The sequence below is a fragment of the Flavobacterium sp. GT3R68 genome (assembly GCF_007109225.1).
In the GTDB taxonomy this organism is placed as follows: domain Bacteria; phylum Bacteroidota; class Bacteroidia; order Flavobacteriales; family Flavobacteriaceae; genus Flavobacterium.
In genome coordinates, this window is the sequence record NZ_VJZK01000001.1 from 899032 (window position 1) to 923775 (window position 24744).

At 37.8% G+C, this 24744-nt stretch carries 20 protein-coding genes; 7 read left to right on the top strand and 13 right to left on the bottom strand.

The window, feature by feature from the left end:
• Window positions 1-75: 75 nt before the first annotated feature.
• The 4 genes from FNW07_RS03885 to FNW07_RS03900 are packed head-to-tail and all read left to right on the top strand — an operon-like array spanning window position 76 to window position 5627.
• On the top strand, window positions 76-1734 hold the full coding sequence (locus FNW07_RS03885; protein WP_126743655.1) for a peptide MFS transporter: 1659 nt from the start codon (window positions 76-78) through the stop codon (window positions 1732-1734).
• Window positions 1735-1746: 12 nt separating this feature from the next.
• Complete coding sequence (locus tag FNW07_RS03890) at window positions 1747-3246, top strand: peptide MFS transporter (RefSeq protein WP_126743656.1); 1500 nt, start codon at window positions 1747-1749, stop codon at window positions 3244-3246.
• Window positions 3247-3254: 8 nt separating this feature from the next.
• Window positions 3255-5060 carry a peptide MFS transporter gene (locus FNW07_RS03895; RefSeq protein ID WP_126743657.1) on the top strand — a complete coding sequence of 602 codons (1806 nt, stop codon included), beginning with the start codon at window positions 3255-3257 and terminating at the stop codon, window positions 5058-5060.
• A 45-nt stretch (window positions 5061-5105) separates the two neighbouring features.
• Window positions 5106-5627, top strand: a complete 522-nt coding sequence (locus FNW07_RS03900) for a thioredoxin family protein (protein ID WP_126743658.1) — start codon at window positions 5106-5108, stop codon at window positions 5625-5627.
• Here FNW07_RS03900 and FNW07_RS03905 read toward each other — a convergent pair.
• The 4 genes from FNW07_RS03905 to surE form a co-directional block, all read right to left on the bottom strand.
• Window positions 5624-7657 carry a ComEC/Rec2 family competence protein gene (locus FNW07_RS03905; RefSeq protein WP_126743659.1) on the bottom strand — a complete coding sequence of 678 codons (2034 nt, stop codon included), beginning with the start codon at window positions 7655-7657 and terminating at the stop codon, window positions 5624-5626. The genes FNW07_RS03900 and FNW07_RS03905 overlap by 4 nt on opposite strands.
• A gap of 96 nt (window positions 7658-7753) precedes the next feature.
• A complete protein-coding gene (lpxB, locus tag FNW07_RS03910) occupies window positions 7754-8863 on the bottom strand; it encodes a lipid-A-disaccharide synthase (protein ID WP_126743660.1) in 1110 nt (369 codons plus the stop codon).
• Window positions 8864-8879: 16 nt separating this feature from the next.
• Window positions 8880-9152: a hypothetical protein gene (locus FNW07_RS03915; protein WP_126743661.1), complete on the bottom strand. Its 273-nt coding sequence runs from the start codon at window positions 9150-9152 to the stop codon at window positions 8880-8882.
• Window positions 9145-9918 carry a 5'/3'-nucleotidase SurE gene (gene surE, locus FNW07_RS03920; RefSeq protein WP_126743662.1) on the bottom strand — a complete coding sequence of 258 codons (774 nt, stop codon included), beginning with the start codon at window positions 9916-9918 and terminating at the stop codon, window positions 9145-9147. Before surE ends, FNW07_RS03915 begins: the two co-directional genes overlap by 8 nt.
• Before the next feature lie 201 nt (window positions 9919-10119).
• Here surE and FNW07_RS03925 point away from each other — a divergent pair, with 201 nt between their 5' ends.
• A complete protein-coding gene (locus FNW07_RS03925) occupies window positions 10120-12339 on the top strand; it encodes a carboxy terminal-processing peptidase (RefSeq protein WP_126743663.1) in 2220 nt (739 codons plus the stop codon).
• A gap of 93 nt (window positions 12340-12432) precedes the next feature.
• Here FNW07_RS03925 and FNW07_RS03930 read toward each other — a convergent pair whose 3' ends face one another.
• Window positions 12433-12981, bottom strand: coding sequence for a hypothetical protein (locus FNW07_RS03930; RefSeq protein WP_126743664.1), 549 nt, complete (start codon window positions 12979-12981; stop codon window positions 12433-12435).
• 104 nt (window positions 12982-13085) lie between these two features.
• On the opposite strand from FNW07_RS03930, the gene FNW07_RS03935 reads away from it, so the two are divergent.
• Entirely contained in the window at window positions 13086-13922 is an 837-nt protein-coding gene (locus FNW07_RS03935) for a DNA/RNA non-specific endonuclease (RefSeq protein WP_126743665.1), read from the top strand.
• 93 nt (window positions 13923-14015) lie between these two features.
• Here FNW07_RS03935 and rodA read toward each other — a convergent pair whose 3' ends face one another.
• The 6 genes from rodA to purH are packed head-to-tail and all read right to left on the bottom strand — an operon-like array spanning window position 14016 to window position 21158.
• Window positions 14016-15278 carry a rod shape-determining protein RodA gene (gene rodA / locus FNW07_RS03940; RefSeq protein ID WP_126743666.1) on the bottom strand — a complete coding sequence of 421 codons (1263 nt, stop codon included), beginning with the start codon at window positions 15276-15278 and terminating at the stop codon, window positions 14016-14018.
• A gap of 1 nt (window position 15279) precedes the next feature.
• Window positions 15280-17220 carry a penicillin-binding protein 2 gene (gene mrdA / locus FNW07_RS03945; RefSeq protein ID WP_126743667.1) on the bottom strand — a complete coding sequence of 647 codons (1941 nt, stop codon included), beginning with the start codon at window positions 17218-17220 and terminating at the stop codon, window positions 15280-15282.
• Entirely contained in the window at window positions 17217-17723 is a 507-nt protein-coding gene (gene mreD, locus FNW07_RS03950; RefSeq protein WP_126743668.1) for a rod shape-determining protein MreD, read from the bottom strand. Before mreD ends, mrdA begins: the two co-directional genes overlap by 4 nt.
• Window positions 17716-18540: a rod shape-determining protein MreC gene (gene mreC / locus FNW07_RS03955; protein WP_126743669.1), complete on the bottom strand. Its 825-nt coding sequence runs from the start codon at window positions 18538-18540 to the stop codon at window positions 17716-17718. The genes mreD and mreC overlap by 8 nt, the downstream gene beginning before the upstream one ends.
• An 11-nt stretch (window positions 18541-18551) precedes the next feature.
• Window positions 18552-19580, bottom strand: a complete 1029-nt coding sequence (locus tag FNW07_RS03960; RefSeq protein ID WP_126743670.1) for a rod shape-determining protein — start codon at window positions 19578-19580, stop codon at window positions 18552-18554.
• 51 nt (window positions 19581-19631) lie between these two features.
• Complete coding sequence (purH, locus tag FNW07_RS03965; RefSeq protein ID WP_126743671.1) at window positions 19632-21158, bottom strand: bifunctional phosphoribosylaminoimidazolecarboxamide formyltransferase/IMP cyclohydrolase; 1527 nt, start codon at window positions 21156-21158, stop codon at window positions 19632-19634.
• 207 nt (window positions 21159-21365) lie between these two features.
• Here purH and FNW07_RS03970 point away from each other — a divergent pair, with 207 nt between their 5' ends.
• Entirely contained in the window at window positions 21366-22616 is a 1251-nt protein-coding gene (locus FNW07_RS03970) for an ABC transporter permease (RefSeq protein WP_126743672.1), read from the top strand.
• Window positions 22617-22682: 66 nt separating this feature from the next.
• Here the strand turns inward: FNW07_RS03970 and FNW07_RS03975 are convergent, their stop codons facing one another.
• Window positions 22683-23795 carry a M23 family metallopeptidase gene (locus FNW07_RS03975; RefSeq protein WP_126743673.1) on the bottom strand — a complete coding sequence of 371 codons (1113 nt, stop codon included), beginning with the start codon at window positions 23793-23795 and terminating at the stop codon, window positions 22683-22685.
• Window positions 23796-23864: 69 nt separating this feature from the next.
• The gene (gene accD / locus FNW07_RS03980) at window positions 23865-24719 is read right to left on the bottom strand and encodes an acetyl-CoA carboxylase, carboxyltransferase subunit beta (RefSeq protein WP_126743674.1); all 855 of its coding nucleotides are present in this window, start codon (window positions 24717-24719) and stop codon (window positions 23865-23867) included.
• Window positions 24720-24744: the final 25 nt, after the last annotated feature.

Genomic DNA, 24744 nt, shown 5'->3' on the forward strand with positions numbered 1-24744 from the left:
GATTAAAAAATATTTTTATATCTTTCAAGCCTACAAGAAACCCTTGTAGGTTTGTTTTTTTAACACAATAAATTTATGTGGAGTAAACACCCAAAAGCGCTGCCCTTTTTGTTTTTATCGGAAATGTGGGAACGTTTCGGTTATTATTTGATGATTGGAATTTTTACGCTCTATCTTAAAGACGTAGAAGCCGGATTTGCAATGACCGAAAAAGAGGCTTCGGATTTATATGGTACTTTTATCGCTTTGGTTTTTCTTACCCCATTTATTGGAGGATTGGTTGCGGATAGATATCTGGGATATAGAAAATCCATTGTTTTCGGGGGTATTCTAATGGGAATAGGATATTTCATGATGGGAATACACAATATTACATCTCTTTATATTGCGATGACTTTTGTAATTGTTGGTAATGGATTTTTTAAACCCAATATTTCCACACTATTAGGAAGTTTTTATTCCAAGGAAGAATACAAAGACAAGAAAGATGAAGGTTATAATATTTTCTATATGGGAATTAATGTCGGTGCTTTCATTTGTAATTTCTTTGGTGCCGCATTGCAAATTCTTTTGGGATGGCAATGGGCTTTTATGGCAGCCGGTGTCGGAATGTTTATAGGTGTAGCAATCTTCCTGTTAGGTACAAAACACTATGTGGGTTATGATCAGAAAAAAGGTGTTCAGGAGGGCGATATGCCATTTTATAAAATCGTCCTTTTTATCTTATTACCATCCGTGGTATTTGGAGTTATCGGGTGGTTACTAAAAGGGGTGGCTTCGGATGCCAATCCGAACTGTTCTATTTTTGGTTCAGATAGCACGGACGCTTTTGTCTTTGCCTGTATTCCGGTTGTTTTCTTTTATGCAAGTCTTTATTTTAAAGCGAAAGTGGAAGACAAACGGCCAATTGGCGCTTTGCTGGCCATTTTTGGAGTAGTGATTTTATTCTGGGCGGTATTCAAACTGAATGGTTCTGCACTGACCACTTGGGCTGACCGTTATACCGACAGAGAGGTTTCAGGAACAACCGGAGCAGTTTTCAGCGGATTGAAATTAGCCAAGGAAGTAGAATTCAAAAAAGATTCTGTTGAAGTGTATGATGAACAATTTCGCCTGCAAAAAGAAAATGGTGTGGTTAAAAAAGAAGTGAATTATCCGCTCTATTTTAGAAACGTGTCCGATGATAAAAAGCCGCCGGAAGGCACAAAAGTCAGTTTGTGGGCAACCAATTTAAGCCAATCCATAAATCCCGGCTGGGTGATTATCTTAACGCCTTTGGTGGTCGCTTTTTTTACTTTTTTACGAAGTAGAAAGAAAGAACCTTCAACGCCGACAAAAATCGCTTTTGGGTTGTTAATATCGGCATTGTCCGTTTTGGTAATGATTGCGGCTGTGAATATGGGAGGTAACGGAGCAGAGAAAGTAAGTGTTTGGTGGCTTGTTGCCAATTATGGAATTATCACTATTGGAGAGCTTTTTCTCAGTCCGATGGGATTATCGGTGGTATCCAAATTGAGTCCGACCAATATCACTTCCCTGATGATGGGAGGATGGTTTTTATCGACCTCTATCGGGAATAAATTAAGCGGCGTTCTCGCCAGTATGTGGGATACTTATGAAGATAAAACCGATTTCTTTTGGGTGAATTTTTCATTGTTGATGTTTGCCACCATTTTGATGTTTGTTTTAGTGAAACAACTTAATAAAGTCATGAAAGAAAAAGGAATTAATTAATTTATTATATAAATGGAACATAGTTTAACATTAGAAGAAATACAGAATTTTAAAGGTAAATATCCAAAACAACTTTGGTATTTATTTTTGGTAGAAATGTGGGAACGCTTCTGTTTCTATGGAATGAGAGGGGTTTTGACCATTTTTATGGCCGATCAGATTTTAGGTTTGGCACTGTCTGATAAGGATGCCAACCTGAAATATGGCGCGATTCAGGCTTTCGTTTATGCCTTTACCTTTATCGGAGGAATTTTTGCAGATAAAATTTTGGGATTCAAAAAATCCCTGTTGTTTGGAGGTTCCGTAATGATTTTGGGGAATTTAATTATTGCCTTTTCTCCACAAGTGTATTTTTATCTAGGAATTACGTTGTCTATTATTGGGACCGGTTTTTTCAAACCGAATATTTCCTCGATGGTAGGGGAACTCTATAAAGAAGGTGATCCAAGAAGGGATGCCGGTTTTGGATTGTTCTATTCCGGAATCAATATTGGAGCTTTGTTAGGTGGAGCCGTTTGCGTTTATTTAGGAACAAGCCCTGATTATGGATGGAGCTATGCCTTTTTATCGGCCGCTATAGTAATGATTATCGGATTGATTACTTTTATATTGACTAAAAAATCATTAGGTCCTATTGGAGACACTCCGAATCCGCATCTGGCTGCGTCGAAAAGAACGACTATGGAAATCACGGTATATGCCTGTTCGCTTTTAAGCATTCCGTTGATTTATATGATGATTAAAAACACTGATTACACAGATTATTTTATGTATTTAATCGGGCCCTTGGCCATTCTGTACTTCTTTTACGAAACCTTTAAAGTGAAAGATAAAAAAGCGCAGAAAAAACTGCTGGCTGCCTTTGTCTTTATTCTATTCTCGGTTATTTTCTGGGCATTTTTTGAGCAAAGCGGCGGTTCATTGGCGCTTTTTGCAAAAGATAACCTGCATCATAATTTATTATTTTTTGAGATCAATCCAAACATTGTAAATAATACGTCCAATTCATTATTCGTAATTATTTTCAGCCCGTTAATCGGATTATTGTGGTTGGCTATGGCCAAAAAGAAAATTGAACCCAATACCGTAATTAAATTTGGAATAGGGTTTTTGTTTTTGGCCGCCGCATTTTACGTATTCTATTATACCCGATTTTTTGCCGATGTAGAAGGACTCACGTCTTTAAATATATTTACCCTTGCTTATTTGATTATCACTTTTGGGGAGCTTTGTTTGTCACCAATCGGATTGTCGATTATGACCAAATTATCTCCAAAAAGATTATCGGGAATGATGATGGGAATGTGGTTCCTGGCCAGCGCTTATGGTCAGTATGCAGCCGGTTTATTAGGAGCCGGAATGTCCTCCCCGGATGAAAACGCCTCGTTGATTACCAAATTACAAGGATATACCGATGGTTATTATCAATTGGCCATTTATGCCTTAATTGCGGGAATACTGCTGATTGTTGTGTCACCATTGATTAAGAAGTTAATGCAGGAAGTTAAATAAATTTTACTATGAGCCAGAATTCTACAGACCAGTTTTTTAAGAGTACCGTTTTAGGCCATCCGGCCGGATTATTCGTTTTGTTTTTCACAGAAATGTGGGAACGTTTCTCATTCTACGGAATGCGTTCGTTATTAATATTATTTTTAACGTCGTCATTTATTGATGGGGGTTGGGAATGGACCCGTGGTAATGCATCTGCTTTATTCGGATCGTATGTAGGTCTGGTATATTTGTCAACGATGATGGGAGGTTACTTCGCCGACAAAGTAATCGGTTTCAGATGGGCAGTCGTTTTAGGGGCAGTATTGATGACCCTTGGACATGCTTCTATGGCTGTAGAAACGGAGTTTTCTATCTATTTAGGATTGGTATTACTGGTTTTTGGGAATGGTTTTTTTAAACCCAACATGACCTCGATCATTTCTGAAATGTACAAAGACCGTCCGGATAAAAAAGATGGAGCGTACACCTTGTTCTACATGGGTGTAAATGCGGGTGCTTTCTTCGGAATATTGCTTTGCGGATACCTTGGTGAAAAAGTGGGGTGGAGTTATGGTTTCGGTTTAGCCGGAGTTTTTATGTTCTTCGGAATGCTTCAATTTTGGCTTTCTAAAAATATTTTTGGAGATATCGGTTTAAAACCAAGCAAAGAAAGCAAGGCAAAAGCAGAAGCTTTGGATACCGACACAAGAAATCCGTTTTCAACATGGCAATTAGCACTAATTGCACTTTCCGCGATGTTAGGACTATTATGGATTTTAAATGACCCTGCTTCAAAAATTTCTGGCGGGAAGATTAATATATTTGGATTTTTAGGCGAAAACGGAAACTCCGTTGCAATTGTAACCGCCTTGGTTTTGTTTATTATTTTATTGATTTACCGATTTACCCAATATTCTCAAATCACAAGAGAAAAATTAATGGCGGTTACTTTTTTTGCTTTTTTAACTATTTTCTTTTGGGCTATTTTTGAGCAATCACCAAACAGTTTAACCATTTTTGCCAGTGATTATACGAATAGGGTTCTGGAGGGTAATTGGAGTGTAGTATTTTTAGTGGTGAATTCATTGATTACGGTATTGCCTTTGGCGATTATCACTTGGGTTTTGTACCTGATGTTCAAACAAACTTTTAAGAACTACGCTGTAGCGAATATGATTTTGAGCTTAAGTTTTGTGATTATCTGGATGATTGCACTCTGGATGCTGGCGAAAGATTATTACACCGCAGGTTATTTGACGTTATCCGATGGAACTCTTGAATTTTTGAAAATAGACAAAGTAACCACGCCTTTAACAGAAGTTCCTGCCACTTGGTTTTCTACCTTAAACTCTCTCTTCATTATTTCCCTTGCCCCATTGTTTTCAAAATGGTGGGAAAGTAAATACAACCCTGCTGCCAATCTAAAATACGGAATCGGGATGGGATTGTTGGCCTTGGGAATGGCATGTGTTGCATTTGGAGCTGATGGTATTGCACCGGGAGCTAAAACCGCATCAGTGAGTATGATCTGGCTGATTTTAGTATATTTGTTCCATACCATGGCCGAATTGTGCATTTCGCCTGTTGGATTGTCTTATGTCAGTAAATTGGTTCCGGCAAGAATGATTGCATTTATGTTTGGAGTTTGGTATCTTGCAGTAGCAATCGGGATGAAAGGTGCCGGTATGTTCGGTGAAAATATTGATAAGATTGCTGACGAGCATGGTTTGAGTTATTTCTTTTGGATATTAACAACAATCTCGATTCTGGTAGCTTTATTTTCAATCTTAATGGGGCCTGTGATTAAGAAATTAATGCACGGCGTCCGTTAGATTTTCGGCATCATATTTGAAATGAACAAATAAATAAAAATAAAAATGAATAAGATACTTATAACATTATTACTTGTACTTGGATCATTTGCAGTAGAAGCACAAGAATCGGTTTGGCAAAGTGATGTCAAAAAAGCAATAGAGATTTCTAAGAAAACCAAAAAGCCATTGCTATTGTTTTTTACAGGAAGCGACTGGTGCGGCTGGTGTATTCGTTTGCAAAAAGAAGTTTTGAAAACACCGGAATTTGAAGCATGGTCAAAAAGAAATGTAGTTCTTTTGGAATTGGACTTTCCAAGAAGAACTCCGCAAGCTGAAGAATTAAAAAAGCAAAACTCCGAATTGCAACAGATATTTGGTATTCAGGGTTTTCCAACCGTGTGGTTTGTAAATGCAACTGATAAGGATGGGAAGGTGAATTTTGTTCAACTTGGCAGCACAGGTTATGTGGCTGGAGGACCAATGGCATGGCTTGATACAGCCAACCAGATTCTTAAGCTGGATTCACAAAAAGAAAAGATTGCCATAGAAAAAGCCGTTAAAAAGATTAAGAAAAAGCAAACTTAATTCAATCTATAAAATCCCTTTTCACCAGTATCGTGAAAAGGGATTTTTTCTTTTCGGCAGGTGTTCTTCCAACAGCTTACATAAGTTTTGTAATTGGAAGCGTCAACTACCACAATTTCGGGCTTGAAGGTTTGAAGCAGTCGTTCTAAATTTATTTTAGGCGATTGCGTAATGACTAATACATCCGGTTTCATTTCAATTGGAAAGACTCCTAAACTGTCCAGTATTAAAATGCTTTTATTTTTGAAATAAAAAGTGTTTTGCATCTTTTCAAACTTTTTTATTGCACTGAAATGCGAAACCATATACGGTTTCAGTATCCAGTTTTCGTCGAAAGTATTCCTCTTCCTGCTATGGTAAAAAGCGGTTATTTCTTCTCCGTTACGTTCCGTAATGAGCGATTTTTTCTTTAGATTAAAGACAATCCATTCTTTTTGGCTTTGATTATTCCAACGCGTTCCAAAACAACAGATCTGGAAAAGGATTATGGCTATTCCTACCCAAGTCATTTTGCTGAAATTCGGTTTTTTGAACCAAATTATGGTTGTAATGATTAAAAAATAGGAACTTATAAGCATGTAACTGTTGAACGGAATATCCTGAATAATGAATTGCTCGAAAGAAGCCACCCAGCCAATAATTTTGTTCAGATAACTGACACATATCTCTAACAATTTAACCAGTATTTCGGGAACATAATTAAACAGCGCCAGAACCATTACCAATACTCCCAAAGCCATAATGACACTTAAGAACGGAATCACAATCAGATTGGTGACAAAAAACAAACCCGGGAATTGATGGAAATAATAAATGCTTAACGGGAATGCGCCTATTTGCGCTGCAAACGAAACCGTTACGATATCCCATAAATATTGCGATATTTTGTATTTAGGCAACCAAAGAGTAGTTAGTAAGGGCTGCAGCCAAAGAATAAAAAACAACGCCACATAACTCAGTTGAAATCCAACATCAAATAGAAATGACGGCTGAAATAAGAGTATCAGTAAAATGGAAACCAATAATGTGTGGAAAATATTGGTGCTCCTTTTCAAATGCATCCCAACAGCCACAAATGAAAACATCGTTACCGAACGCACTACCGAAGGTGATAATCCCGCAATAACGGCGAACCCCCAAAGTGTGACCAATATAACGATTAACCGGACGCTGTTTCCTAATCTATTTTTTGATAAAGGTTTTAAAAGGAAGGTGATGAACAACATGATGAAACCAATATGCAGACCAGAAACAGATAGGATGTGTATCGCCCCGGCAAATTGGTAATCATGTAATATTTCCTGGGAAATCTCCTGTTGCTGTCCTAAAATCAAAGCCGTAATCACATTCAATTCTTCTTTTTGGAAATGGCTCTTTTGCAGGTTTGCTATAATTTTTTCCCGCAGGTAATCTGAATAAAACCAAATGCTTTTGTCAATGCCACACATTTTTACTTCAGAATAATTGGTATACATCTGTGCTAAAACCGATTTGTTGGTCAGATAGCGGCCATAGTCAAACTGATTTGGATTAAGTGGAATCCTGTGTCTGTAAATCAAACCTCTTATCTGTAAATGGGATCCGATAGGAAGTTTTATAGGTACTTTGTTCTTATGGAAATTAAGAAGTATTTTCCCGCTGGCGCTATGTTGATTGATTTTTTTAACGATGCCAATAAAACGCTCATTGGCAACAGAACTTTTCAGTTTTTCCCGGAGAACCACTTCCATAACTTGAACCTTATCTGCGCTGTCCAACTGATAGATAAAATTGCTTTTTTGATACGAATCGGTGTGCGCAACCTGTGTGCTTACGCCAATACAAAACGCCAGAAAATATACGCTTAGCCCGAAATATGTTTTTTGTATAAAATCTTTTTGGGATAGGTAGTACATCAGACTAAATCCTAATAAAGAAAGAATAAGCAGTAGCAACGCTGCTTGAGGAACAGTATTAGTACCATAGGAAATCAGTATTCCTAATACAAACCAAATAGTTATTCTAGCAACAGGGAATTGAAGTACTTTCATGTTTATAAAAGTACAAATTATATTGAAAGATTTGTCTTACAAAATATAATTTGAATAATTATTTGCCCAATAGAAAAATAAAACTTGTTTTTAGGACTATTTGAGGTCTTCCATAATCAAACGCGCTGTTTTTTCACTTGCACCGATACCACCCAATTTGGTTTGCAAAACATCGTATTGGTACAGGACTTGTTTTCTGGATTCTGGATCCAGTATTTTTCTCAATTCTGTTTTGATGCTTTTGGAATTGCATTTTTCCTGAATCAATTCGGTCACCACTTCCTTATCCATTATTAAATTGACTAAAGAAATGAATTTCAGGGTCACTACCCGTTTGGCAATCTGATACGATGCCCAGCTGCCTTTATAGCAAACCACCTGAGGAACTTTGAATAGCGCAGTTTCTAATGTTGCCGTTCCGGAAGTCACTAAAGCGACGTGTGAAATACTTAATAAATCATATGTTTTATTGGAAATAAAATGGACGTTTTTATTGTTCAAAAATTGCTCATAAAACGAAAATTCCTGACTTGGCGCACCGGCAATCACAAATTGGTAGTCGGGAAAATCGTATACCACGCTCAGCATCACTTCCAGCATTTTACTGATTTCCTGTTTGCGACTTCCGGGAAGAAGAGCGATTATGGGTTTCTCATCCAGCTTATTTTCTTTGCGGAAATCAGTGTCAACCGGAATGCGGTTGTGAATGGCGTCTATTAATGGATGGCCAACAAATTCGACAGGGAAGTTATGTTTTTTCTCGTAAAAATCTTTTTCAAACGGAAGAATGACAAACATTTTATCCACGTCGCGCTTGATGTCCGTAATGCGGTTTTCCTTCCAGGCCCAAATTTGAGGTGAAATATAATAATGGGTCTTTATGCCGAATTCTTTGGCCCATTTGGCAATACGCATATTAAAACCGGGATAATCGATAAAAATAATCACATCCGGTTGAAATGCTAGAATATCCTCTTTACAGATTTTGATGTTTCCTAAGATGGTTTTCAAATTGAAAATCACCTCGATAAAACCCATAAATGCCAAATCACGGTAATGTTTTACCAATGTTCCTCCTGTTTTCTGCATCAAATCACCACCCCAGAAACGCATGTCCGCATCGGGGTCTTTCTTATATAAGGCCTTCATTAAATTCGAACCGTGTAAATCTCCTGAAGCTTCGCCGGCAATGATGTAATATTTCATGTCTTTTTGGTAAACGTTACACAAATAAGGTAATTATGGTCAAAATAATCAATGCTAAAATGACGCCCCGCGCCATAAGTTCCCTATTGACTTTTAATAAGATGAAAAACATAGCCAAATTTAAAATCGCACCTAAAGTAATGATTTTTCCCAATTGGTTTCTTGATTTCATTATCTGGATGCCCTCAATAAAACCATAGTCAGTGAACATGGCCAAAAAAAGATAGCTCCCGAGAACCGTGGCAATGATGCCAATTAAAAATCCGTATAGTAAGTCGATTTTATTCATTTAAATCCCATGTATTAAGTTGTTGTATAGAATGATGTGCCGTTAGGTCAAATTGTACCGGTACCACAGAAACGTAGCCATGTTCGAGCGCCCATTCATCAGTGTCTTCTCCTTTATCCTGATTGACAAATTGGCCGCTGAGCCAATAATAATCCTTACCTTGTGGACTTTTCCTTTTGTCAAATTGTTCAATCCACATCGCTTTGGCCTGACGGCAAACTTTAATTCCTTTGATGTCTTTTTCTTTCAGTTTTGGAAAGTTGACATTCAGTACCACTCCTTCCGTTAAGCCATTTTTGATTACCTGAAGCGTAATGGTTCGTACAAATGATTTGATGGATTCAAAATCGGCATTCCAGTCGTGATCCAATAATGAAAACCCAATTGCGGGTATTCCTTCAATTCCGGCTTCCACGGCAGCGCTCATTGTTCCCGAATAAATGACATTAATAGACGAATTCGATCCATGATTGATTCCGGACACGCACAAATCCGGTTTGCGGTGTAGGATTTCGTTTACCGCTAATTTTACGCAATCAACCGGTGTTCCGGAACAGCTGTATTCAGGGATAAGCGCATTCTCATCCGAAATCTTATTTATAAAAATGGTATCATTTATAGTAATGGCATGTCCCATGGCACTTTGGGGTTTGTCCGGAGCAACAACAACAACATCGCCAATTTCCATCATAACAGAAATCAAAGCCCTTATTCCGGGCGCGAGTATGCTATCGTCATTGGTAACTAAAATTAAAGGTTTTTCCATTTTTAAAAAGATACTTACTAAAGAAGGCGGATTATCCGATAAATTCCATTTCCCGTATTCTGGGAATTAGCTTCATCGAAATTGGCGTTGTAAAAATAAACATTTTTCAACGGAAGAACCTATTTTTGTATCTTTAACAAAAAATTAGGCAGCGACCATAGAGGTTGGCATAGTTTTTTATGTAATTTAGATTAAAAATTAATGAATGCAATTTTGACATATATGAAAAGGAATTATAAGTTACTACTAGTCATTGTTGCCTTAGCGGTGGCATTTTGGAGTTTTATTCCAAAAGAGAAAAACGATCCCGAAAAAGATAAATTACTATTAGAGTTACTGACTTTCGTTATAGAACGCGGACATTATAGTCCTACTGCCATGGATGATCAGTTTTCAAAAGGAGTATATAAAGACTATATAACGTCTTTGGATCCTTCCAAAAGGTTCTTCATGCAATCCGATATCGATGAGTTTGCTAAATTCGAAACGCAATTGGATGACCAAATCAAAAACAAGGATTTGTCGTTTTTTGATTTGACCTACAATCGTTTGATGCAAAGAATTGAGGAAAGTAAGAAATATTATAAACTTATTCTCGACAAACCTTTTAATTATAAGGTAGACGAAGAATTCAATACGGATTATGAGAAATTACCGTATGCGAACAATCCAACCGATTTGCATGAAAAATGGAGAAAGCAGATTAAATTATCCACACTTTCTTCGCTTACGGACAAGCAAAAATTTGAAGAAGATAAAAAAAATGGTGCCATTGCTTTAAAATCAAAAAAAGATTTGGCTTTAGAAACGGATAAAAAAACCGACATAAGTGAACCAAAATCTTTTGAACAATTAGAAAAAGAAACCAGAGCAAGTTCTTTAAAATCATTGGATGAATATTTCGGTTTTATCGATGATTTGAACAGAGATGATTGGTTTTCGGTTTATATCAATTCGATTGCAAGCCGATTTGACCCACATACTTCTTATTTTGCCCCGGAAGAAAAAGAGCGTTTCGATGTGAGCATGTCGGGGAAATTAGAAGGAATTGGAGCAAGACTACAAAAGAAAAATGATTTTACTGAAATTACAGAATTGATTTCCGGTGGTCCTGCCTGGAGAGGAAAAGAATTGGAACCTGGAGATGTCGTATTGAAAGTGGCTCAGGGAAAAAGCGAACCTGTTGATGTGGTGGGGATGCGTCTGGATGATGTGGTAAAGAAAATTAAAGGACCAAAAGGAACCGAAGTGCGATTGACCGTTAAGAAAGCCGATGGTACGATAAAAGTAATTACGTTAATCAGAGATGAGATTGAAATTGAAGAAACCTATCTGAAATCAAGTATAGTGGAGAAAAACGGTTTGAAGTATGGCGTTATTTACCTTCCTAAATTTTATATTGACTTTGAAAACCAAGACAGCAGAGATGCCGGAAAGGACATGACCATTGAAGTGGAGCGCCTGAAAAAAGAAGGTGTAAAAGGAATTATTCTGGATGTGCGTGATGATGGTGGAGGATCCTTGAAAACTGTGGTTGATATTGCAGGTTTGTTTATTGAACAAGGCCCGATTGTACAAATCAAATCAGCGGCAGGGAAAAAAGAAGTTCTTTACGATAGAGATAAGAAAATACAATGGGATGGCCCACTGGTAATTATGGTCAACAGTTTTTCTGCATCTGCTTCGGAGATTTTAGCTGCTGCGATACAGGATTACAAAAGAGGAATAATTATAGGAAGTAAACAAACTTACGGAAAAGGGACGGTACAGAATGTTATTGACCTGAACCAGTTTGTCCGTAAAAACAGCATGGGTGATTTAGGGGCGTTAAAAACGACCACCCAAAAATTTTACAGAATCAATGGAGGTTCAACTCAGTTGGAAGGTGTAAGCAGTGATGTAGTGATGCCGGATCGTTATTCGTATGCAAAAATGGGCGAACGTGATGTAGACAATGCCATGCCGTGGGATAAAATTGATGCAGCAGATTATACCGTTTGGAACCGACAGAATAATTTTGCTTCCGCTATTGCAAACAGTAAAAAAAGAATGAGCCTCAACAAGCAGTTTCAATTGATTGATGAAAATGCGAAATGGATTAATGAAAGAAGCGAAGAAAACCTGTATAGCCTTCGAATTGATAAATTTAAGGCCGAGCAATTATCGTTGGAGGAAAAGGCTAAAAAATACAAAGCTATCATCGATTATCAGAATCAGTTAAAGTTTTCCTCATTGCCATATGAAAGTGAGGGGATGAAAAATGATGTCACTTTGAAAGAAAAAAGGGAGAGATGGCATGAAAGTTTGGCTAAAGATATATATGTGGAAGAAGCCATTAATGTACTTGATGATCTGCAAACTAAACCTGTGGTAAAAGGAACGGTTAATCTCAAGAAAAAAGAAAAGCTGGTTAAGTCATAAGAAAATTAAAGTTAAAAACGCCCCGAACAATTTGTTTTCGGGGCGTTTTTTTATTCCTTTAAATGCAAAAAAACCACCCGAGGGTGGTTTGTATTATCTTAATTTATTGAGTCTTTTCTCTTCTTTTTCAATATCCTTTTCAAGCTCCATTATTTTGATTTGCTGTTTGCTGATCTTGATATTTTCTTTTTCGATTTCCATCTCAGAAAGTTTTCCTCTTGATTTTCTTTTTTCAAATTTCTCTGTTCTTTTCGCCAAATCTTTTTCCGCTTTTGCCTTTTTAGATTTTGTTTTGCTTAGCCGTTTTTCATGTGTGGCTATCTTATCTTGTTTCTTTTCAAAAGATTTTTTTTCTTTCTCTAATTTTTTTTCATTTTTCTCCAACCTTTTTTGATCTCTTTCGCGGTCTTTCGAATCTTTTAACGATTCCTTTTCCGATTTAAGTTTTTCTCTTACTGCTTTTTCGTTCTCGGAGCGAGCTTGGGCCTCCGCTTGTTGCTTTTCTAAATCAAGAGTGTTTGATATTACTTTTAAGGAATCGGCTGTTTTGATTTCGGCCTGGGTTACTGTTTTAACTTCTTGAGCAAAAAAGGGTTGCATACTTGCCAGCAAAACTACGAGGAGGATTGATTTTATTTTCATAATGATTAATTTAAAATTAAAATTGTATAAAATTGTGATTCTATATCTTTACAAATTTAACAAATATCATTCCTAATCTGTTACGTTTCTGCATAAATCCTCATATGAAAAAAATAAGCTCTTTATTTATTCTTTTATTTCTGATCCTTTCCCTTGGATGGTATTGTCGGAAAAATGATATGCAGCCTAAAAAAAACACCTCTGAAGGTAAAGCGGTTGTAAAGTCCGAGGAAGAGGAATCTAATTTTGTAAGTTCTTCAGAAATATCCTTTTTCGAGTTGTTGCCAACCTCCACTTCAAAGCAAATGGTTTTCCATGACTATTATGTATTATCGTATGTGGAGCAATATGAACAGGCCGAATGGGTGGCATACCAACTGAAAAGAAAGTATACCGTGACTGATTTTAAAAGGCCCTTTTTTATTGCTGATCCGAAAGTAAGGACACATTCAGCAGATTGGCGGAATTACAAGCGTTCGGGATATGACAAAGGACATCTTTGTCCGGCGGGTGACATGAAATTTTCAAAGCAGGCATTTGAGGACACTTTTTATACGTCGAATATTTCGCCTCAGCTTCATGACTTCAACGATGGTGTCTGGAGTCGGTTGGAACAGAAGGCGCGGTATTGGGCCGTAAAATATGACGGACTTTACGTAATCACAGGAGGCGTTCTAAAACCCGGATTACTAACCATTGGACAGGAAAAGGTCGCGGTGCCGGATTATTTTTATAAAATATTCCTCAATACTGCCGGCGGAAAATATAAGATGATAGCATTCCTGGTTCCGCATCAGGCGAGTGAAAAACCACTTTACGAATTTGTCGTTTCGGTGGATGCGATTGAAAAAATGACAGGTATCAATTTCTTCCCTAAGTTGGATGATGCATTGGAGGATACCCTTGAAAAAGGGAGCAGTTATAAAAACTGGAGTTTCTAAATAGGAAGACGATTTTTTAGCCCGGATGGAAGCGGCATCCCACGCTTTTTCTGCGTGGATATAGCGGACAGCCGGAAACAGCTCCAAATTATATTACCATTCATTTACTTTGTTCGCATCCATTTTCAGGAAGATAAAGAGCAAAATCGTAAAGCCCCAGAGACCGGAGCCTCCATAGGAGAAGAATGGCAGCGGTACTCCGATAGTAGGGAAGACGCCTAAAACCATTGAAATGTTGACAAAAAAGTGAATGAACAGAATTCCTGCCACGCAATAACCATACACCCGGCTGAATTTTGTTTTTTGTCGTTCCGAAAGGTAAATGATTCTCGTAATCAATCCGACAAACAAGGCAATTACTATAAACGAGCCCACAAATCCCCATTCTTCGCCCACGGTGGTAAAGATATAATCGGTGTGTTGCTCGGGTACAAATCCGCCTTTGGTTTGTGTTCCTTCCAAAAATCCTTTTCCGATCCAACCGCCTGAACCGATTGCAATTTCAGATTGATTGGTATTGTATCCGATCCCTTTCAAATCGACTTCTCTCCCTAATAAAATGTTGAAACGGTCGCGGTGGTGCTGCTTAAAAACATGCTCGAAAACATAATCTACGGATAGTACAAATCCGGAAATCAGTCCCAATACTATAGCGCTAGCAATTATGTTTCGGTTGATTTTACGGCTTCTGGCGTATATGAAGGCGATTACCAAAAACGAAATCAGAATGACATATTGGGGTTGTAAGACCAATGTCAGAACGAAAATCAAAATCGCTATAAAGCCGGTCCATACGTACCAGGCAGGCAGGCCTTCGCGATACAGGACAATGATGAAAATACTATAAATCAAGGCACTTCCGGGATCGGGCTGCGGTAAAATCAGCAACACGGGTAAGGCAATAATTAATAATGCCTGCACTTGTCGGCTGACATCTTTAAGGTTGACCTGAACGTCGCTCAGATATTTGGCTAAGGCCAATGCGGTTGCGGCTTTTGCAAATTCGGAAGGTTGTAGGGTGAACCCACCGATAGCATACCAACAGCGTTGTCCGGCTATGGTTTTTCCGAAAACAAATAATCCGGCCAATAAAAGAAGGGCAATCCCAAAGATGATACTGGAGTACTTCTCGTAGAATTTCCCCTCGACCGACAATACAATAAAGATTAACGGAATCGTAAAGAAAATAAACATCATCTGTTTTCCGTAAATCTGGGTGAAATCAAACAGATAGGCATCCTGCGCGGAAGTAGATAGGGAGGATGAATAAATGTTCAGCCAGCCTAAGACCACTAAAATGATATAGATAATGACGCTTATCCAATCTAAGTTGCTCGATACACTTTGGTTCTTCATTTTATTGGGTTACAGTTTTAGGCTGAATCGGTGTTTTTGGTTTTTCTGTTTTTTTTAGGGTGTCTTTATTAATCAAATTCCGATTGACTAATAAGGAGTCCATATATTTTTTATTGTATTTATTGTACTCATTCTGCAGACTGGTCTCAAACATTTTTTTCTCCAAGTCCATTCTGCTAATTTTTCTTTTGAGGTATTTTTCAATCATTAAACTCGCAATCGGCCCGGCATTTTGGGCGCCATAATGTCCATGTTCGACCAATACAGCGATGGCGATTTTAGGGTTATCTTTGGGTGCAAAAGCTACAAAAATCGAGTGATCCTGGAGTTTCGTCCTTTTTCCATTTACTTCCCCGTAATTTTCGGCTGTTCCTGTTTTTCCACAAATTTCAATGCCTTCAACCTTCAAGGCGTAAGCAGTTCCCAGATTGTACACATCCGCTAAACCGCTCACCATGGGTTCGAAATACTTCCGGTCGATTGTGGTGACATGTTTGGTACGGAATTTTTTATCAATGATTTCCCCTTCAATTTTTTTGATGATATGAGGCGTGTAATAATACCCGCGATTCCCTATTGCGGCCATCATATTGGCAAGTTGTATCGGAGTCATCAGCACTTCTCCCTGTCCGATAGCATTCGAGATGATCGTAGTCCCTCTCCAGCCACCGTTAGGATAAGCTTTCTTATAGGTTTTTGAATCGGGAACTTTTCCTTTTTTCCCGGTAGGTAAATCATACCCCATGAATTGGCCCAAGCCAAAACTTTTTACGTGATTACTCCAGGCATCGACTGCGACTGCAGGTTTGGAATATTTGGCAATGGTACGTAAATACACATTTGAAAAATAGGCATTACAGGATTTATAAATACCTACGTGTAAATCCCGGACGCCGCCTCCGCAGTGACACCGCTGGAATCGTCCCCGGGCATAGCTAAAACCATGATTACACATGAAAGTAGTTTTCTCATCAATTACACCTTCCTGAAGTCCAACCAAACCGGTAAGGATTTTAAAAGGAGATCCGGGCGGAAATTCTCCCAATAAACCTCTGTCATAAAGTGGTTTTGAAATGGAATCATTATAGAGTTTGGTGTAATTTTTAGAGCGCTGTCTTCCCACTAATATTGCCGGATCGTATGAAGGAGCTGTAACAAGTGCTAATATTTCACCGGTGCTGGGTTCAATGGCCACAATTCCACCTCTTTTATTAATCATCAATTCTTCTCCGTATTTCTGAAGTTCCATATCGATGGTCAGATTGATATCTTCTCCCTGAACCGCGATGGTATCAAATTTGCCGCCTTTATAGGAACCGATTTCGCGATTGTATTTGTCTTTCTGAATGTATTTCACTCCTTTTATCCCACGAAGAATCGTCTCGTAGCTTTCCTCCACCCCCTGTTTTCCAATTAAATCCCCACTGTTGTAATATGGGTTTTTTTCGACTAATTTTTCGTTTACCTGCGTAATGAAACCAAATATGTTGGCGCCAAAATTTACCTGATAATCACGAAGGGATCGTTTTTGGATATAAAACCCTTCAAATTTTCGTATTTTTTCCTGAAAGGCAGCATACTCCAATTTGTTCAATTGCGGTAAAAAAACCGATGGCAACCTTGGACTGTAAATTTTTGCTTTTGCTATTTTTATTAAAAAATCCTCTTTGGTGATATTCAGTAATTGGCAAAATTCGAGGGTATCAATATTTTTCAATTCACGAGGTATAACCATGATGTCATACGATGGCTGATTGGCAACCAATAATTCACCATTACGGTCATAGATATAACCTCTTTCAGGATAGTCGTATTTTATCTTGATAGCGTTGTTTTCGGATTTTAATTTAAACGAATCATTTATTACCTGCAGATAAAAAAGCCTTATCAAAAGCAAGATACTTGCGATGATAATAATGGAAGGAAGCAATACTTTTCTCATCTTCGGTTAGGCTTGAAAATATAAATTAAGACAATACAGACTATTATGGTAAATGCGGTACTTAACAATGTCCTTAGTAAAATATCCCAAAGGAAATTCAATTGAAAAACCTCCAACAGAAATAATGTCAAATGATGTATGGCTACAGCTATCAAAATAAAGGAAAATCTTTCCGTTGTCAATACGTCATTTAACCGTACGGTCTGGTACTCATAACTCAACCCAAACGAAAATTTAAAAATATACGGCCGAAAATAGGCTAACAACAAACAAGAGGCAGCATGAACTCCACCAGAATTTGAAAATAAATCAAGGACAATTCCAAGAAAAAAACTGGAGATCATTAATGCCGATTTATTGCCGTTTACAGGAAAAAGAATAATAAAAAGGATATAAGGGAACGGATTTACATACCCCAGAAAATCAATATTATTAAAAATAATAATCTGTGCCGCAAGCAACAATATAAAACGGGCGATATTGACCAGTACTGCACTATTCATTTTTTGATTCCTCTTCTAGATTTTTAATTTCTGTACGATCTTTACTCTTAATGATATATACGTGGCCCAGGTTTGTCATATCATTGAACAAACGGACATTTAAGGTATAGTAGTTGGTTTCATCATCTACGAAAATTTTATCGATGATACCAATGTTGATGTTTGCCGGAAAAATTACAGACTGTCCACCAGTTACTATAGTATCTCCTTTTCGCACCGAAGCCAATCTTGGAACATCAATCAACTGAACAAATCCAGTGCTTTTTCCGTCCCAAATCAACGAACCGAAATGATTGGTCTTTTTGATTTTTGCATTAATTTGTGATCTTTTGTTCAAAATGCTGACCACCGTAGCATAATTTTTAGAGGTCTTGTCTACAATTCCCACGATTCCGTTACTATTGATGACTCCCATGTCCGGTTCGACCCCGTCTTTTGTTCCGCTGTTCAGCGTCAGGTAATTTTCATAAACGTTGTACGAATTGTGGATGACTTTAGAAACGATGATATTGATTTTGCTGACTCCTTTAATGCTGTCGATTTTTGGAACGAGAGTGGTGTCCTTAATGTTTAATAAAAGACTTTTTAATTGGGCATTTTCATTCGCTAAAATCTCATTCTGAGTCTTCAGATTCAAGTATTCGCTGACATTATTGATGCGCTGATAAACGCCTCCTGTCAGGAAGTTTGCCGAACTGATAACCTTACTCCGGTGAAAGGAATGAGACTGGATAGTTAGGATTAACGAAATACCCAAAAGCAGCAAAAACAGTAACTTATTACTGTTTTTAAATATAAAATTAAAAATTTGCTGCATGAATTATGCTATTATTTTATTAGAATACTTCTGAATTTCGGGATGTTTTTAAGTGCCATTCCGGTCCCGCGAACAACTGCTCTCAATGGATCTTCGGCGATGTAAACAGGTAAATCTGTTTTTTGTGAAATCCTTTTGTCAAGGCCTCTTAACATTGATCCTCCACCAGCAAGGTAGATTCCGGTATTGTAAATGTCTGCTGCTAATTCGGGTGGTGTCTGAGATAATGTTTCCATTACAGCATCCTCGATTCTCTGAATTGATTTATCCAAAGCCTTGGCAATCTCTCTATAAGAAACGTTTACTTGTTTTGGTTTTCCGGTCAACAAATCACGACCTTGAACTGACATTTCCTCTGGGGGTGTCTCTAAGTCTTCCAACGCGGCTCCAATGGTAATTTTAATTTTTTCTGCGGTACTTTCTCCAACAAATAAGTTGTGTTGGGTACGCATATAGTATACGATGTCATTTGTGAATACGTCACCGGCAATTTTTACCGATTTGTCGCAAACAATTCCCCCAAGAGCAATTACTGCAATTTCAGTGGTTCCTCCTCCGATATCGACAATCATATTTCCTTTTGGCTGCATGATATCGATACCAATACCAATTGCTGCTGCCATCGGTTCGTGGATTAAGTATACTTCTTTTCCATTGACTCTCTCACAGGATTCTTTTACCGCACGCATCTCTACTTCGGTAATCCCCGATGGGATACAAACCACCATACGAAGGGCAGGAGTGAACATTCTTTTCTTCAATGCTGGTATGCTTTTGATAAACATACTGATCATTTTTTCGGAAGCGTCAAAATCGGCAATAACCCCATCTTTCAATGGCCTGATGGTTTTTATGTTTTCATGGGTTTTACCTTGCATCATATTGGCCTCTTTTCCAACGGCAATTATTTTACCCGAGATTCTGTCACGGGCAACAATAGATGGGCTATCAATAACAACTTTATCGTTGTGAATGATTAGTGTATTAGCGGTACCAAGATCTATCGCAATATCCTCGGTCATGAAATCAAAAAATCCCATAAGTCTTTAAGGGTTTAATTATATAAAATTTAACGCACAAAGTTAATCAAATTAATGTTTAAAATGACGCGTTCCTGTAAATACCATTGCAACTTTATTTTCATTACAATAATTAATGCTTAATTCGTCTTTTATCGAACCTCCGGGCTGTATCACGGCAGTTATTCCAGCACTTTTTGCAATTTCCACACAATCAGGGAAAGGGAAAAATGCATCGCTCGCCATAACGGCCCCATTCAAATCAAAACCAAAATTATTTGCTTTTTCTATTGCCTGCTTTAAGGCGTCTACTCTTGATGTCTGTCCGGTTCCTGACGCAATTAAAGTTTTGTTTTTGGCAAAAACAATCGTGTTCGATTTGGTGTTTTTGCAGATCTTTGATGCAAACAGTAAATCTTCAATCTCTTGGGAAGTAGGGGCTGTGGTGGTAACGGTTTTTAAGTCGTCTTTATTGTCTGTCTTACTGTTTTTATCCTGAACCAAAATTCCGTTTAAACAAGTACGTACTTGTCTCTGCGGTAATTCTACTTCATTCTGTACTAAAATGATTCTGTTTTTCTTTTCAGAAAGAATCGCAATAGCATCCGTTGTATAACTTGGAGCAATCACCACTTCACAGAAAAGCTGGTTGATTTCCTGCGCAGTTTCTGTATCAATGGTTGCATTGGCAATCAAAACACCGCCAAATGCTGAAGTCGGATCTCCGGCCACAGCATCCAGATACGCTTGTTTTATGGAACTTCTGGTTGACAGGCCACAGGCGTTATTATGTTTCAGAATCGCAAAAGTTGGGTCTTGGTTTGTGAACTCTGAAATCAGATTGACTGCAGCATCTACGTCCAATAAATTATTATAAGACAATTCTTTTCCGTGTAATTTGGTAAACATCATATCAAAGTCGCCAAAGAAAAATCCTTTCTGATGTGGATTTTCTCCATAACGCAAAATTTGTCCGTTGGCAATACTTTCTTTATAATAGGTTTCGTCTGTGTTGAAATAATTGAAGATCGCTGTGTCATAGTGGGAAGAGACATGAAACGCTTTAGTGGCAAATAATTTTCTGTCTTCCAATGTGGTGGAACCTTTTTGGTTCGTAATCAAATTCAATAACATGCTGTATTGATCAACTGATGCAACGATAACAGTATCTTTAAAGTTTTTGGCAGCAGCACGGATTAACGAAATCCCACCAATATCTATTTTTTCTATAATATCAGATTCGGAAGCACCGGAAGCGACCGTTTTCTCAAAAGGATACAAATCAACAATAACCAAATCAAGCTGCGGGATATTGAACTCTTCCATTTGCTGTACATCACTTTCATTATCCTGACGGTTTAATATTCCGCCAAAAATCTTAGGGTGCAATGTTTTTACGCGACCGCCAAGGATGGAAGGGTAGGAGGTCACATCTTCAACCGGAACTACGGGAATTCCCAAATTTTTGATGAAATCTTCCGTACCGCCAGTGGAATAAAGGGTTACATTTTGTTCGTGTAATTTCTTTACGATAGGCTCTAAACCATCTTTTGAAAAGACTGAAATCAGTGCAGATTGAATTGTTTTTGTTGTGTTCATTGTGTAGTTGTGTTTAGCTTCGTTCAGTTCAGCCATATAGCTTCGAGTGAAGTTGCAAAAGTAGTTTTTAATGTGAAATTATCCCAATTTGAAAAAGAGATAATTCGATAAATTTGAACACTGTAACAACCTATTTTCCGACATTGATTTTTTATTAGGTTTTTGCGGAAAAAATATAGAATTTTACGGGACATATATTTTAAAATTATGGTAGTTTACCTACGATTACTGAGAGAGAGTTTTAGCTTTGCCATGAATGCCTTACGCAACAACAAATTGCGGACCCTGCTTTCCCTGTTGGGGGTTACTATTGGGATTTTTTCTATTATTGCGGTGCTGGCTGCTGTTGATTCCTTAGACAGAAAAATCAAGAAAGATTTAAGCAGTCTCGATAAAAATACGATTTTTTTAATGCGTTTCTCCTTTGGTCCCTCAGAAGTTCCACAATGGAAAAGGGAGCAATTCCCGGATGTAAAATACGATGAATATGAATATTTAAAATCGGCAGTGAATAATGCCGATCAAATATGTTTTCAAATGTTTACCAGCAGACAGTCTATCAAGTTTGATACCAAGACCGTTAGCGATGTAAATGTAACGCCTGTTTCATATGAATATATCGATATAGAAGGCTTGCAATTTGAAAGCGGCAGGTTTTTTAATGAATCGGAATCCAATTCCGGAACGCCGTTGATTGTTTTGGGTTATCAGATTGCAGAGGATCTTTTTGAAGGCCGTGATCCGATCGGAAAGAATATACGGTTGTATGGGCAAAAACTGACTGTTGTTGGGGTTTTAAAAAAGCAAGGCTCCGGAATGTTTGGCGACAGTAATGATACTAACGTTTTTCTTCCTGTGAATTTCATCCGCCGATTATTTGGTGACAATAATGAGTCGATGACTCCGGTGATTCTTATTAAGCCTGAAAAAGGCGTTGATATGGATGCTTTCAAGGCAGAACTTTCTCAGAAATTAAGAAATTTCAGAGGTATAAAAACAGGGGAAATTGACAATTTCTTTATCAATGTTTTATCCGGATTTACGGATTTGATTGACGGAATCATCAGTCAGATGAATGTGGTCGGGTGGATTATCAGCGGTTTCTCGCTTTTGGTTGGTGGTTTTGGAATTGCCAATATCATGTTCGTTTCGGTAAAGGAACGTACCAACTTAATTGGAATCCAAAAATCGCTAGGGGCCAAAAATCGTTTTATATTATTTCAATTTTTATTCGAAGCCATCATTTTATCAGTGATCGGGGGAATGATTGGTCTGTTTCTGGTTTGGATCATTTCATTGATTCTTAGTAATGTATTGGAGTTCGAATTTATATTAGGAGTTGGAAATATAGTATTGGGAACTGGATTGGCCGCAGTTATTGGCTTAATTTCGGGAATTCTTCCGGCAATTTCCGCATCGAAATTAGATCCGGTAGAAGCAATCAGAACAGGAATGTAATTCTGATAAAATCATAAAAAATCCCAAGAACTTCTTGGGGTTTTTTTATCAATAAACTTTGGATACTTATTTGCTTTCCAGAATATCCCCGGAATTTACCAGGCCTTTTTTGACAACGACTTTATTCGATCCCAAAACCTGGGTGTAATTGCTAAAGTAAGAAGGTAGTCCCTCTACATGTTTGGCGCCATCGCCGTTACGCAATTCATAATGAAGATGCGGGAATAATGAGTTTCCGGAAGCGCCCATAGCGCCAATTATTTCGCCCTGTTTTACTTTCTGTCCTTTCTTAACGGTGATGCTTCCTTGTTTTAGATGCCCGAACCAACTGAATTCACCATTCTGATGATCGATGATAATATAATTTCCCCCGTAAGCTTTCTCGTTTTTCAATATTTCAGCCTCATTCATTAGACGGTTATCTTCAACGCCTTCTCTGACATCATTGATGATTCCGTCGCCGGTTGCATGAATTGGCACACCAAATCCTAAATAATCGGAATTGGCATCGGCTACATCATCGTACCACTCCAGGTTTATTTTTGGTTTCCCTGTATACATGGTGCCCAATTCGTCAACCACAACAAAATCATAACCATATCTTTGAAAGTTCATCGTTGTCCCTCTTTTGATAAATAATGAATCGGTGTAGTCAAAGCGTCTGTGATGGGAATTGGTATCATGTCCGTCCCAAACCAAAATCCTGCCTTTAACCGGAAGTATCAGATTCGTTTTGGTCTGATATAATTCCGGTGAAACATCTACGGTAACAACTTGATGTTCCTTTCCGTCTTCGTTACAAAATGAAAATTTATAATGCAGTTTCTTCAAAGGGATTGCTATGTCAAAAACGGTAAACGGGTTGAAAAGCAATTTTGATCTATGAGATGCGATAGGTTTCTGGCTCACCAATTCGAGACTTTCCCTACTGTATAAATTTAAAAAATCCCTTTTGGCCAGTTTATTATTTTCATCGAAAACAGAAACTTCAATGGCATTCAAAACCAGGTTTTTATTGCTGTTGTTTTCAATAAGAAAATCAAAATTCAGGAATTGATTGTTTTGGTTTCTCTCAAAATATACCTTTTCTGGTTTTATGCTTATGGTAATGTTTGAAGTGGTCTGTGCAAACGAACCAATGTTTAATAACAAGCTAATTATTAGGGTGTATTTATTCATTGTAGAAGAATTATGGTTTTGTTTATTTTTTAACTAATAAAAAATCCCGAATGAATCGGGATTTAATTTTTATCTGACAGGCTGATCTAAAATCAAATCCAAGTATAGATTGATTTTGTCTTTCAATTCTTTTCGTGGCGTGATGAAATCCAGGAATCCGTGCTCCAATACAAATTCTGCTGTCTGGAAACCTTCCGGCAAATCTTTTCCTGTGGTATCTTTTACAACTCGGGGTCCTGCAAAACCAATCAAGGCTCCCGGCTCCGAGATGTTTACATCGCCCAGCATCGCATAAGAAGCAGTAGTTCCTCCTGTAGTGGGATCCGTACATAAGGAGATGTATGGAATTTTTGCATCAGCTAACTGCGCCAATTTAGCGGATGTTTTGGCTAATTGCATTAACGAATAAGCTGCCTCCATCATTCTCGCTCCTCCTGATTTTGAAATCATCACAAATGGAGTCTTGTTTTTTATAGCGTAGTCAATACCTCGGGCAATTTTTTCACCTACTACGGCTCCCATCGAACCTCCGATGAAAGCGAAGTCCATACAACATACGACTAAATCTTTACCTTTGGATTTTCCAACACCCGTACGTACCGCATCTTTCAATTTGGTTTTGTCCATCGCGTCTCTCAAACGATCCGAATATTTTTTGGTATCCACAAAATTCAGCGGATCTTTAGATGTCATTTTAGCATCCAATTCCTTAAATTCATTGTTGTCAAAAAGTATCTCGAAATATTCTTTACTTCCAATTCTAACATGAAAACCATCTTCCGGGCTCACGTATAAATTCCTGGCCAACTCATCTGCATCAATAATCTTTCCCGTCGGAGATTTATACCACAATCCTTTAGGAACATCTTTTTTGTCCTCAGTTGCGGTGGTGATTCCTTTTTCTGTTCTTTTAAACCAAGCCATATTTTCTGTAATTAGGATTAGAAAT